Annotated in this window: 10 protein-coding genes; 8 read left to right on the plus strand and 2 right to left on the minus strand. The window is 66.1% G+C overall.

The genetic code is table 11. The features are described 5' to 3' along the window. Positions 1-23 precede the first annotated feature (23 nt). From HZZ13_RS25405 to garD, 6 genes are all read left to right on the plus strand, one after another. On the plus strand, positions 24-1,970 hold the full coding sequence (locus tag HZZ13_RS25405; protein ID WP_197962240.1) for an SGNH/GDSL hydrolase family protein: 1,947 nt from the start codon (positions 24-26) through the stop codon (positions 1,968-1,970). A 611-nt stretch (positions 1,971-2,581) separates the two neighbouring features. Continuing rightward, positions 2,582-3,487 carry a LysR family transcriptional regulator gene (locus HZZ13_RS25410; protein WP_197962241.1) on the plus strand — a complete coding sequence of 302 codons (906 nt, stop codon included), beginning with the start codon at positions 2,582-2,584 and terminating at the stop codon, positions 3,485-3,487. Positions 3,488-3,610: 123 nt separating this feature from the next. Then, positions 3,611-4,555, plus strand: coding sequence for a 5-dehydro-4-deoxyglucarate dehydratase (kdgD, locus tag HZZ13_RS25415; RefSeq protein ID WP_197962242.1), 945 nt, complete (start codon positions 3,611-3,613; stop codon positions 4,553-4,555). Between the two features lie 24 nt (positions 4,556-4,579). Then, a complete protein-coding gene (gene gudD / locus HZZ13_RS25420; protein WP_197962243.1) occupies positions 4,580-5,953 on the plus strand; it encodes a glucarate dehydratase in 1,374 nt (457 codons plus the stop codon). A 23-nt stretch (positions 5,954-5,976) separates the two neighbouring features. Beyond that, positions 5,977-7,425 (plus strand): aldehyde dehydrogenase family protein, encoded by a 1,449-nt coding sequence (locus tag HZZ13_RS25425; protein WP_197962244.1) that lies wholly within the window; start codon positions 5,977-5,979, stop codon positions 7,423-7,425. A 90-nt stretch (positions 7,426-7,515) separates the two neighbouring features. Next, a complete protein-coding gene (gene garD / locus HZZ13_RS25430) occupies positions 7,516-9,057 on the plus strand; it encodes a galactarate dehydratase (protein ID WP_197962245.1) in 1,542 nt (513 codons plus the stop codon). Between the two features lie 60 nt (positions 9,058-9,117). Here the strand turns inward: garD and HZZ13_RS25435 are convergent, their stop codons facing one another. Together HZZ13_RS25435 and HZZ13_RS25440 are read right to left on the minus strand one after the other, a co-directional pair. Further along, positions 9,118-9,855: a hypothetical protein gene (locus HZZ13_RS25435; protein ID WP_197962246.1), complete on the minus strand. Its 738-nt coding sequence runs from the start codon at positions 9,853-9,855 to the stop codon at positions 9,118-9,120. A 3-nt stretch (positions 9,856-9,858) separates the two neighbouring features. Then, positions 9,859-10,746, minus strand: a complete 888-nt coding sequence (locus HZZ13_RS25440) for a MipA/OmpV family protein (protein WP_197962247.1) — start codon at positions 10,744-10,746, stop codon at positions 9,859-9,861. A 349-nt stretch (positions 10,747-11,095) separates the two neighbouring features. Between HZZ13_RS25440 and HZZ13_RS37425 the strand changes: the two genes are divergently transcribed. Further along, a complete protein-coding gene (locus HZZ13_RS37425; protein WP_197962248.1) occupies positions 11,096-11,776 on the plus strand; it encodes a response regulator transcription factor in 681 nt (226 codons plus the stop codon). Beyond that, on the plus strand, positions 11,773-13,137 hold the full coding sequence (locus HZZ13_RS25450) for a sensor histidine kinase (RefSeq protein WP_197962249.1): 1,365 nt from the start codon (positions 11,773-11,775) through the stop codon (positions 13,135-13,137). The genes HZZ13_RS37425 and HZZ13_RS25450 overlap by 4 nt, the downstream gene beginning before the upstream one ends. Positions 13,138-13,260 lie beyond the last annotated feature (123 nt).

A 13,260-nucleotide genomic window follows, 5' to 3' on the forward strand; every position in this document is an offset into this window, starting at 1 on the left:
CTTTGCCGTTGAAGACGCGGGCCATGATTTCCGTATTCCTTCGCACCCTCTCGGCCGGCGCCGTGCTGCTTGCCGGCATCCTTGCTTTGCCCGAGCGTGCCGCCGCGCAGGACGCCGGCACCATGCAGATCAGCTGGGAGGTGCGTAACCGCTTCCGGCTATTCCGCGAGGAGCGCGACTTCCTGCTCCATGTCGAGAACGCGCGTAACCGCAGCATTCTCGCCGCCGAGCAATCCCTGGAGCTCCAGAGCGAGGGCCGCGGCTGGGCCCGCAACATGGTCAACCGGCTCTGCATCGACCTGCAGGGCCGGGTCAACCAGCCCTGCACCCGCGACAATGTCAAAGAGAACTACATCACGCCGATCGACCATCCGGTCACGGTGCGCCTGACCGGCGCGGTGCCGGTCGGCGCCACCTGCGCCTGGTCTTTCGATGACGGCGACGGGCCGCAGACCTCGACCTTCGACTGCGCCGAGCCGATCAATTTGCGCGTCCGCTACGGCAAGCCGACGGTCGCGACCGTCGATGTCTCCGCCGGCTCCGATCCGACCCAGCGGGTCCAGACCGAGATCCAGGTCCGCGACATCTTCATCGCCGGTCTGGGCGACAGCATCGCTTCCGGCGAAGGCAACCCGGACCGGCCGCTGGCGCTGTCGGACGAAGGATTCTGCTTCCGCTCCTATCTCGGCACCGCCAGCGCGCAGTACTACCGGCCGAGCCGCCACGGCTTCAAGGGCGGCCGCGCCTGCGAGGCGCCGGACACGCTCGCCAACTGGCAACGCTACAGCGCGCTCTGGTTCAATGCGCCGTGCCATCGATCGCTCTACAGCTATCAGGCGCGCACCGCGCTGGCGCTCGCGGTGCGCTACACCCACATCGCCGTGACCTTCCTGCCGCTCGCCTGCACCGGTGCCAGCATCGGCGACGGACTGCTCGGCTCCCAGCGCGCCCGCGAATGCCCACCCGGCAAGACCGGCGTCTGCAGCACCAGCGTGAATGCGCAAGTCGCCGAGCTGCGGGAAGCCGTCACCGCGGCGAGGAAGCGCCAGCCCGAGCGCACGCTCGATCTCGTGCTGCTCTCGGTCGGCGCCAACGACGTCTATTTCTCCGGTCTCGTCGCGGACGTCATCGTCGACACTGCGACAGAGCGCGCGCTGTTCCGCCGCTCCGGCGTGATGGCGAGCGTCGAGGATTCCCGCGATGCGCTCCAGCGCGAACTGCCGCAGAGCTTCGTCAAGCTGCGCGAGGCGCTGAAGCCGCTGGTCGGCGGCGACCTCTCGCACGTGGTCTACGTCTCCTACGCCAATCCAGCGCTCGCGGACGGAGGGGCGCCCTGCCGCGGCGGCCGGGCCGGCTTCGACATCCACCCGTCCTTCAACACCGATCCGCAGCGTCTCGCCCGCGTCTCCGCCTTCGTCGACGCCGAATTCCTGCCACAGCTGAAGGGGCTCGCCACCTGCACCCGCGGCGCGCTGTGCCGCGATCCCGAAGCCGACCGCATGACGTTCGTCGACGCCCACCAGGCCGCGTTCGCCGACCACGGCTTCTGCGCCCGTTCCGGCAACGATCCCGAATTCGACCGCAGCTGCTTTGCCGAGAACGGCCAGAGCTTCGATCCCGATATCGTCAGCGCGGCGAGTCAGCCGATGCTGTGCGGCCGCGGCGCCTCGGAGTACCGCGCCTACCTGCCCCGCGCACGCTGGATCCGGGACGCCAACGACAGCTATTTCGCCGCCATGACCTATCCGCAAGGCCTGCCGGCGGCGAGCCAGCCGACCGACATTCACGACGCGACCTGGGGCGTGCTCTCCGCCGTCTATGGCGGCGCAGTGCATCCGAGCGCCGAGGGCCACGCCGCGATGGCCGATGCGGCACTGCCAGCGGCGAGCGCCGCGCTCGGGCTGGATGCCGTGCCGCCGAACGTGACGCGCGGATTTTTGCCGCGGTTGCTGCCCAGCGCACAGCAGTAGAAGCAAACGCGGCCCTCTCCACAGTCATTGCGAGCGCAGCGAAGCAATCCAGAGTCCCTCCTCCGAAAGATTCTGGATTGCTTCGCTGGGCTCGCAATGACGAGTTTTGTGGCGTGCACTTCCCACACCCTCACTGTCATCGCCCGGCTTGACCGGGCGAAACCGCCCAGTACTCCGCGGCAGCAGTGATTGAATCGAGACGCCGCGGCGTACTGGATTCCCCGCCTTCGCGGGGAATGACAGCGGTGTGGGTGGAATCATCTCGCCGCATCACCCTCTCTCACGCGCCGGCATCGTGCCGCCACTCCTGCCGTTCCATCAATCCAAAAACGGCATCGATCGATGCTGCCTTGAACTTGGACACTCCGCCGCGCGCGCCTCTAGGACTCGTGTCGGGGAAACGGGCGAGATTTGAGAGAGGCGCGCAATGAGCGCAGTGGTGTCCGCAGCGGACGTGAGGCGGTCGCGCATCAGACTGTTCCTCCTGAGGGCTCCCGTAGGAGCTTGACCAGGCAACTCAACGGCGGCCCCCAAAGCCGCCGTCTTTGTTTTGGGGGTGATCGATGCTAGAAATGCCAGGGAAACGCCTTATCCATCTAAGGCATGTATCGATGTTCGACCTCAACCAGCTCCGCTGTTTCGTCACGGTGGCGGAGGAATTGCATTTCGGCCGCGCCGCCGCGCGGCTGAACATGACGCAGCCGCCGCTATCCCGGCAGATCCAGGTGCTCGAGCACATCATCGACGCGCCGCTGCTCGAGCGAACCAGCCGCTCGGTGCGTCTGACCCCGGCCGGGCGCAGCTTCCTGCCGGAGGCGCGGCGCATCCTCAAGCTTGCCGAAAGCGCCTCGCAGGTCGCCCGTCGCATCGCGCTCGGCAAGACCGGCTCGCTCAAGATCGGCTTCACCGCGGCCGCGGCCTATGGCTTCCTGCCCGAGCTCATCGCCGCCTGTCGCGCCAAGCTGCCAGAGGTGGACTTCTCCCTGAAGGAGATGGTGTCGGGCGACCAGTTCGAGGCGCTGACTTCCGGCCAGATCGATGCCGGGCTGCTGCGGCCGCCGATCGCGCGGCCCGAGCTTGCCAGCCGCCGCGTCGTCGCCGAGCCGCTGCTCGCGGCGATCCCGAAGAAGCATCCGCTGGCAAACGCAGACGGCATCACCATCAAGGATTTCGACGACCAGCCCTTCGTGATGTATTCGCCCTATGAGAGCCGCTACTTCCACGACCTCCTGGTGGCGCTGTTCACCCGCGCCGACGTGCTGCCGCGCTACGTCCAGCATCTCAGCCAGATCCACTCGATCCTCGCCATGGTGCGCGCCGGCCTCGGCCTTGCCATCGTGCCGGCGGCGGCAGCGAGCCTGAAGATCTCCGACGTCCGCCTGCGTCCTCTGAAGCTGCGCACCCGCGTGCCCGTCGAGCTGTTCATGGTGTGGCGGCGCGAGGACGAGAACCCGCTGCTGTCGGCGCTGGTCAAAATCGCCGGCGAATTGTCCTCCGCGGAGCTGGCGGAGGATTGATGCTCAATCCGCATCGGTCGATATAGGCTTTGGCTTGGACGCGCATCGAACCGTCTCCTAAACCACGGCGCATGGACGTGCGGCTTCTGCTTGCGTCCTCCGCAACACGACAAGGGAGCGCCCATGAGCAAGATGACCCCGCAGGAAATGGCCCAGAAGATCGGATCGGGCCTCCTGTCCTTCCCCGTCACGCCGTTCAAGGCTGACTATACCTTCGACGAGGCGACCTACCGCGCCAACATGGACTGGCTGTGCGGCTATGAGGTCGCAGGTCTCTTCGCCGCCGGCGGCACCGGCGAGTTCTTCTCGCTGACGCCATCGGAGGTTCCTGAGGTCGTCAAGGTCGCCGTCGACGAGACCAAGGGCCGCGTGCCCGTGCTCGCCGGCACCGGCTACGGCACCGCCGTCGCCCGCGAGATCGCGATCGGTGCGGAAAAGGCCGGCGCCGATGGCCTCCTGCTCCTGCCGCCCTACCTCACCCATTCCGAGCAGGAAGGCCTTGCCGCCCATGTCGAGGCCGTCTGCGCCGCCGTGAAGATCGGCGTCATCGTCTACAACCGCGATAACGCCATCCTGCAGCCCGACACGCTCGCGCGCCTTGCCGAGCGCTGCCCGAACCTCGTCGGCTACAAGGACGGCATCGGCGACATCGAGCTGATGACCCGCGTCTACACCAAGCTCGGCGACCGCCTCACCTATGTCGGCGGCCTGCCGACCGCCGAGACCTTCGCGCTGCCCTATCTCGACATGGGCGTGACGACCTATTCCTCGGCCGTGTTCAACTTCGTGCCGGAATTCGCCACCAACTTCTACGCCGCGGTGCGCAAGCGCGACCACGCCACGATCCAGGCCGGCCTGAAGGATTTCATCCTGCCGCTGATCGCGATCCGCAACCGCAAGAAGGGTTACGCGGTTTCGATCATCAAGGCCGGCATGAAGGTGATCGGCCGCGATTCCGGCCCGGTCCGTCCGCCGCTGACCGATCTCACCGAGCAGGAGTTGGCGGAGCTGACCGCGCTGGTGCAGAAGCTGCCCGCCGCACGATCGTCACAACAGGCTGCAGAATAACTGGACAACAGGGAGGAGCGTGCAATGGCCCAGACCGAGATTCCCGGCGCGTCAGTCGCCGGCGTGTCAGTCGCCGGCGCACCTGTTATCACGGCGATGCAGATCATTCCGGTCGCGGGCCGCGACAGCATGCTCCTCAACCTGAGCGGCGCGCATGCGCCGTTCTTCACCCGCAACATCGTCATGCTCACCGACAATGCCGGCCACACCGGCGTCGGCGAGGTGCCGGGCGGGCAGAAGATCTGGCAGACGCTGCAGGACGCCCGCGACCTCGTGATCGGCAAGACGGTCGGTGCGATGAACAACATCCTGGCCGACATCCGCACCGCCTTCGCCGACCGCGACGCCGGCGGGCGCGGCAAGCAGACTTTTGATCTTCGCGTGATGATCCATGCGGTCACCGCCGTTGAGGCCGCGCTGCTCGACCTGCTCGGCCAGCATCTGGGTCTGCCTGTCGCAGCCCTGCTCGGCGAAGGTCAGCAGCGCACCAGCGTCGAGACACTCGGCTATCTCTTCTTCGTCGGCGACCGCCGCAAGTCGAAGCTCGACTATGTCACCGGCGAGACCGGCAAGCCCGACTGGTTCAACCTGCGCCACCAGGAGGCGATGACGCCCGAGGCCGTGGTGCGGCTCGCAGAGGCTACCCACGACCATTACGGCTTCGCCGACTTCAAACTCAAGGGCGGCGTGCTCCGCGGCGAGCAGGAGATCGAGGCCGTCACGGCCATCGCAAAGCGTTTCCCGAACGCACGCGTGACGCTCGACCCGAACGGTGCCTGGTCGCTGGATGAGGCGATCAGCCTCTGCAAGGGCATGCACGGCATCCTCGCCTATGCCGAGGACCCCTGCGGCGCCGAGGCCGGCTTCTCCGGCCGCGAGATCATGGCCGAGTTCCGCCGTGCCACCGGCCTGCCGACGGCCACCAACATGATCGCCACGGACTGGCGGCAGCTCTCCCATGCGCTGCGGCTCGGGGCCGTGGACATCCCGCTGGCCGATCCCCATTTCTGGACGATGCAAGGCTCGGTGCGCGTGGCCCAGACCTGCCGTGACAACGGCCTGACCTGGGGCTCGCACTCCAACAACCATTTCGACATTTCCCTCGCCATGTTCACCCATGTCGGCGCCGCCGCTCCCGGCAAGGTCACCGCGATCGACACGCACTGGATCTGGCAGGACGGCCAGGCGCTGACGAAGGAGCCGCTTCAGATCAAGGGCGGCAAGATCGCCGTCCCGGACCGCCCCGGGCTCGGCATCGAGATCGACCGCGCCGCCATCGAGGCCGCGCACGAGCTCTACAAGAAGCATGGACTTGGGGGGCGGGATGACGCTATGGCCATGCAGGACTTGATCCCCGGCTGGACGTTTGACGACAAGCGTCCCTGCCTCGTGCGTTAGAAACGTTCCCCTGGAGGAAAAAGATGACAGCGATCCTGAAGAACTTCATCGGCGGCGAATGGGTCGACGGCTCCGGCGTCACCAGGAACATCAACCCCTCCAACACCAACGATCTCGTCGGCGAATACGCCAAGGCCGACAAGGCGCAGACCGAGAAGGCCATCGCCGCCGCCAAGGCCGCCTTCCCCGCCTGGGCGCAGTCGACCCCGCAGGTGCGCTACGACGCGCTGAACAAGATTTCGACTGAAATCCTCGCCCGCAAGGAAGAGCTCGGCCGCCTGCTCGCCCGCGAGGAAGGCAAGACCCTGCCGGAAGGCATCGGCGAGGTCGCGCGCGCCGGCCAGATCTTCGCGTTCTTTGCCGGCGAGGCGCTGCGCCTGATCGGGGAGAAGGGCGCCTCGGTGCGTCCCGGCCTCGACGTCGAGCTCACCCGCGAGCCGGTCGGCGTCGTCGGCATGATCACACCCTGGAATTTCCCGATCGCGATTCCTGCCTGGAAGATCGCGCCCGCGCTCTGCTACGGCAACACGGTGGTGTTCAAGCCGGCCGAGCTGGTGCCGGGCTCCGGACATGCGCTCGCCGAGATCATCACCCGTTCCGGCATTCCCGCCGGCGTGTTCAACCTCGTGGTCGGCTCCGGCTCGGTGGTCGGCCAGACCCTGCTCGAGCATCCGGACGTAGCAGCGATCTCCTTTACCGGCTCGGTGCAGACCGGACGCAAGATCGCGCAGGCCTGCGTGCTCTCGAACCCCATGAAGAAGTTCCAGCTCGAGATGGGCGGCAAGAACCCGCTGGTGGTGCTCGACGACGCCGACCTCAAGACCGCGGTCGAGGTCGCCGTCAACGGCGCCTATTTCTCGACCGGCCAGCGCTGCACCGCCTCGTCTCGCCTGATCGTGACCGAAGGCATCCACGACCGCTTCGTCGCCGCCATGGCCGAGCGCCTGAACAGCCTGTCCGTCGACGATGCGCTCAAGGCCGGCGTGCATATCGGTCCCGTGGTGGACCAGAACCAGCTCGACCAGGACCTGCGCTACATCAAGATCGGCCAGGACGAAGGTGCCAAGCTCGCGTTCGGCGGCGAGCTGCTGAAGCGCGAGAACCCCGGCCACTACCTGCAGCCAGCGCTGTTCACCGAGGCCAACAACAACATGCGCATCGCGCGCGAGGAGATTTTTGGCCCGGTCGCCGCCGTCATTCGTGCCAAGAATTACGAAGAGGCGCTCGCCATCTCCAACGATACCGAGTTCGGCCTCGCCTCCGGCATCTGCACCACCAGCCTGAAATACGCCTCGCATTACAAGCGCAACAGCGAGTCCGGCATGGTGATGGTCAATTTGCCGACCGCCGGCGTCGACTATCACGTGCCGTTCGGCGGCCGGAAGGGCTCGAGCTATGGCGCCCGCGAGCAGGGCTCCTACGCGCGTGAGTTCTACACCACGGTGAAGACGGCTTATACGTTCCCGGGCTGACGAGCGATGTTCGTGCCGCGGCGCAGGTGCCCACCTCTCCCCTCCGGGGAGAGGTGAACGAAACTTCTTCCGTTCTTGAGGCAGGCGTAGATGGACCAGGACGTCGCAGCGAAAGAGCAGCCCCGCTACATCAAGCTCAACGAGCGCGACAATGTCGCGATCGTGGTCAATGATTTCGGGCTACCCGCTGGCGCGCGCTTTGCCAGCGGCCTGACGCTGCGCGCCTTCGTGCCGCAGGGACACAAGACCGCGCTGGTCGACATCGCGGAAGGCGAACCGATCGTCCGTTATGGCGAGATCATCGGCTACGCGCTGTCGCCGATCCTGGCCGGCGAATGGGTGGACGAGGCGCGCATCCGCATGCCGGACGCTCCTGCGCTCGACAAGCTCGAAATCTCGACCGCCGTACCGGCACCGCTGCCGCCGCTCGAAGGCTTCACCTTCGAGGGCTATCGCAATCCGGACGGCTCGGTCGGCACCAAGAACATCCTCGGCATCTCCTCCTCCGTGCAATGCGTCAAGGGCACGATGGAATATGCGGTCAAGCGCATCCGCGCCGAGCTGCTGCCGAAATATCCCAACGTCGACGACGTCGTGCCGCTGACGCACGCCTATGGCTGCGGCGTCGCCATCACCGCGCCCGACGCGGTGGTGCCGATCCGCACCCTGCAGAACCTCGCGCTCAATCCGAATTTCGGCGGCGAGATTTTGGTGGTCGGCCTCGGCTGCGAGAAGCTCGCGCCGGAACGCCTGGTGCCGGAAGGCGTGGATAACGCCATCGTCCGCATGCAGGACGAGGCTTTCGACGGCTTTGGCGCGATCGTCGAGGCGATCATGACCCAGGCCGAGGCGCGGCTGAAGGTGCTCAACACCCGCAAGCGCGAGACCTGCCCGGCGTCCGATCTCGTGATCGGGCTGCAATGCGGCGGCAGCGATGCCTTCTCCGGCGTCACTGCCAATCCCGCCGTCGGTTTCGCCGCAGACCTCCTGGTGCGCGCCGGCGCCACCGTGATGTTCTCGGAGGTCACCGAGGTGCGCGACGCGATCCAGCTGCTCACCCGGCGCGCCATCAACGAGGACGTCGGCCGCGCGCTGGTGCGCGAAATGGCCTGGTACGATTCCTATCTCGCCCGCGGTGGCGCCGACCGCAGCGCCAACACCACGCCCGGCAACAAGAAGGGCGGCCTTGCCAACATCGTCGAGAAGTCGCTGGGCTCGATCGTCAAGTCCGGCTCCTCCGCCATCACCGGCGTGCTCTCGCCCGGCGAGAAGGCGACGCAAAAGGGCATGCTGTTCGCCGCGACGCCCGCCTCTGACTTCATCTGCGGCACGCTCCAGCTCGCCTCCGGCATGACGCTACAAGTCTTCACCACCGGCCGCGGCACGCCTTACGGCCTTGCGGCAGCACCGGTGATCAAGGTCGCAACGCGCAGCGAGCTCGCGCGGCGCTGGAAGGACCTGATCGATTTCGATGCCGGCAAGATCGCAACCGGCGAGAAGACCATCGAGGAGACCGGCTGGGACCTGTTCCGCCTGATCCTCGACGTCGCCTCTGGCCGCACCAAGCCGTGGTCGGACCGCTGGGGCATCCACAACGACCTCACGCTGTTCAATCCGGCGCCGGTGACCTAGAGCGCTTTCGAGCGAAGTGGATACCGGTTCGCCTCAAGAAAACGCATCAAAACAGAACCGTCACTGGCCCTCGATCAGGTGCATGTCGCCCAGCGTGAGCGGCAGGCTGCGGGCGATGAGGTCCGCGATCGCTGCGCGCAGCCGTTCGCTCGAACCCGCCCCGTCGAACGTCGCTTCGATCGGCCCGCTCGGGCCGGCGATCCGCACCGTTCCGGTGTTGTCGAGCGGCGCGGCCGCTCGCTTCTCGATCACGTCGAACGACTTGCCCTCGATGAGGCGAACCTCGTACAGGGCGTGGATCAGCCCGTAATCCGCAAGCAGCGTCCGATATTCGGCGAGCCCGACGCCCTCGACGTTGCGGCCGTTGCCGAGCTTCGATCTCGCCCGGGTGATGACGATATACGCATCCAGTCCCTGCGGCGTGACATCGCTGCGAACCAGCTCCTTGAATGGATCGCTGCGCAAGAGATTGACGGGCGCGACCGCCGAATCCCTGATCGCGGCAAAGGCCGCGCGGCGGTAGCTGACCGGCTGCACATGAAACCGTCCGCTCAGCAGCTTCGTCGCCTGCTGGACGATCAGCTCGTCCAGCCCCCATGCGCTGATCGAGGCGGTCTGCGCGACGTTGTCGAGCCCGGTCAGGCCGGCTCGCGTCAGGCTGATCTCCTCGCCGATGGCCGAGATGATGCCGACGGTCTTGATCGCTTGGAGCCGGCCCGCACGCGTCTCGAACGCCGCGGCGGCGCCGAGCGCGACGCAAGCGATCGCGCAGGCGAGAATTATGATCTTGCCGCGCATGGTCTATCGGATCCTGAAATCGAACGAATAGGACGCACCGAGACCGACGGTGGTCTGGTTCGAGGATCCCCGCAGCTTCACCAGCGGGCTATCCGCGGCATCGCCGAGCAGCTTCTCGTATTCGACATAGGCGTGGACCTCCCACTGCGGATTGATGCGGTAGGAGATCTGGCTGCCGAAGCCGACCGAGTGCGCGCCGCCCCTGGCATTGTATGTCGGCAACCCCGATGCCAGCGCCTGCACGGCATCGATGCCGAAATACGGCGCGGTGGCCTTGGTGCTCTTCCAGGTGAAGCGCGGGCCGGCGGAGATCGTGAGCCTTTGAATCAGCGGCACGATGACGTCCGCAGAAACATCCGCCACGGTGCCGGTATGACCGCCCATGCCCTGGCGCAACTCGCTGCGCAGGCGCAGCCAGTCGACCGGATAGTACTCGACGAAGCCGCCGAGCTCATAGGCGGCCTTGACGTCGCCGAGCCCGGTCAGCTCCGCATACTTGCTGCTCTTGCGCGAGGCGACGTATTTGAACGCGGGGCCCGCGCGAAAATTGCCGATGTCGAGCAGCGCAATGCTGGCACTGTCGCGCGGTCCACGGAACTGGTCGATCGATCCGGCGCGGCGGATGGAGAAGATCGGGATCGGAACAAACTTCCCGTTGTTCGATCCCACGAAGTCAGGCCTGTATTCGCCGCCGATGCCAACCATGACGGTCCAGTTTCCGGATGGCGAGGGCAGCATCGGCAGCTCGAATGGCGGCGCTGGCAGCGTGAACGCGGTCTGCGCCGATACTGATGGCGCAGTTGCCATGATCGCACCGAGCGTGGCGAGACAGGCGGTCGTCCGCCGCATAATCGCCGTGAGGCGGAGAGCGGCTTCTTCGAAATCATTCATTGCGGGGCCCCGGACCGGCCTTGCAGGCCGAGTCGACTGATGTGGTTAGGAGCCACAGCATCTGGTCCGGCAAAATTGCCCCAAGATTGCAAGGAGCGATCCATGCCTCGGGGATACGTCCGGCGCCAACAAGGCGCGTCACCGGATCAAGATTGCCCCAACATTGCACGGCCGCGATCACGCGCTCAAAACTTGACCGGCCATGCCCGCGCGCTCACCCGTTCCTGCCTTTTATTCGCCAAGCTCGCTGCCTTAAAGGGAACCCTCGCGCACGAGCCGAAACGTCAGAATTCGGCCAGGGAGCGTCACGGTCAGGGTTTGTTACCCAGCAGAGTCAAGGACGAGCCGCGTGCGCTCCCTCGTGATCGAAGACGAACCACAGATCGGTGCCTATGTCAGCCGGCTGCTCGGGCAATTGCACGGCATCGTCGACCTCGTCGGCTCGATCGCCGATGCCCGCCAGGCACTGGACAATTTCAAGTATGATCTGGCGATCGTCGACCGGATGCTGCCCGACGGAGATGCACTCCAGGTGGTCACGGCGCTGAGCCAATCACCGAAACGGCCCGCAATCATCATGCTGACGTCCAAGGATGCCAAGGAAGATGTCGTCGAAGGGCTCAACGGCGGCGCGGACGACTATCTCGGCAAGCCGTTCGAGCCGCAGGAGCTGCTTGCGCGGGTGCGTGCGGTGCTGCGCCGGCCCCGGCCGCTCGCTCCATCGGTGCTGTCGCTCGGCAACGTCGAGCTGCACCTCGGCAGCAACGAGGCGGTCGTCGCCGACACCAGGATCCTGCTGCGCCGGCGCGAGGCGCTGATCCTGGGGGCGCTGCTGATGCGGCGCGACCGCGTCATCACCCGCGCCGCGCTGATCGAGGAGATCTACGGCTTCGACGACGAGATCGAGTCCAACACGCTCGAGGCACAGGTCTCGCGCCTGCGCAAGAAACTGGCCGAGCTCGGCGGCGACGTCGAGATCCGCAGCATGCGGGGCATCGGCTACATCCTGCGGCTGGCGACGCCGCAATGAAGTCGATCGCTAGGACCTTTGCGCTGTCGCTCGGCATCGCTGCGACGACGATCTTCGTGATCATGGTCGTGATCTTCGTCTCGAGGTACCCGCTGGAGGAACGCGAGTTCAGGGCCTGCCGGGTCGTGGCCGCCGTTCTCGATCGTGCCACAGATATCGATGGGCAAAACCTGACGATACGTCCGACTCCCGCCCTCGAGGAATTGAAGGCGGATAGTCCAAACCTCTGGTACGTCGTGTCCATGGGCGATCTCGTCAGCGAGTACGGTGGCGAGCACCGGCCGCCTCTCCCCTTCGCCTTTCCCTATCGCGGGCCGGTCGGCCTGTCCGTCTTCAGCACACACGACCAAAAGAGCACGTTCTGTCTCGCCGTTGCGCAAAGGGGCTCCTTGCAGCTCACGACGATGGTCGGCGAGCCTCAGGTCCGCTTCGGACGAATGGCCGGGAACTTCCTTATCAACAGGATCTTTTCGATCACCCTGGTGGCGCTGGCCTTTGCGGCGACCGTCGCGATCGGTTCAGCGCTGGCCGCCCGTTTCGTCTCGCGCGGCATCGAGCGGGTGGCACGCCGCGCGCTCGCGATCGATCCTTCGGCGCCACAAGGTTTGATATCGCTGTCCGAGGTCCCTCGCGAGTTGAAGCCCCTGGTGGAGGCGCTGAACCGCGCTTTCGCCGAGATCGACGCCTATATCAGGATGCAGCGCCGCTTCCTCGGCAATGCCGCCCATCAGCTCCGCACGCCACTGACGCTGCTGCGCGCCAAGATCGACGATGTGCCTGATCCGACCCTGAAGGCCGAGCTGGTGCGCGACGTCCGCCGGCTGACCTCGCTGGTCTCGGCCATGCTGGACCTGGCACGATTGCAAAATCATGCGATCGAGAAGCGGCCGATCGATCTTGCCCAGATCACGCTGGACGTGCTGGCCGATTTCAGCCCGTCGGCGCTGGACGCCGGGATCGAGCTTGCGCTGGAGCACGATGGAAGGGGTCCATTCGTGGTGCAGGGCGTGGACGCTGCGATCCGCAGTGCACTTGCCAATCTCGTCGGCAACGCGCTCATCCACGCCCATGGCGCGCGGCGCATCGTCGCCACGATCGGCTGCGATGGCGTGTCGATTCACGATGATGGTGCCGGCCTGCCCGGTGGCGCCGAACACAGGCTGACCGAGCCGTTTCAGACCGGGAGTGCCGCAGGTGAAGGCGCCGGTCTCGGCCTGTCGATCGTCCGCGAGATCATGGCGGCCCATGGCGGGGAGCTGATCGTTGCTTCCGCGCCCGGCTGCGGCACGACGATGCGCCTGCGCTTTGCCGCGGCCGCCGCGCCGGCGAGATCTCCGCAGCTCGATCTGCAAGAGCATTGAGCGGTGCCCATCGGCGCCTTCCGCGAAACCGTCCGGAAACATTGGCGCGGAAAACTTCTTCCGCGTTTCGTCCCTTCGCATCAAGCAATCAATATCTGCGCCGAAGACAACGGGAATGTTCGC

Origin of the sequence: Bradyrhizobium agreste, from assembly GCF_016031625.1 — a bacterium.
Lineage (GTDB): Bacteria > Pseudomonadota > Alphaproteobacteria > Rhizobiales > Xanthobacteraceae > Bradyrhizobium > Bradyrhizobium agreste.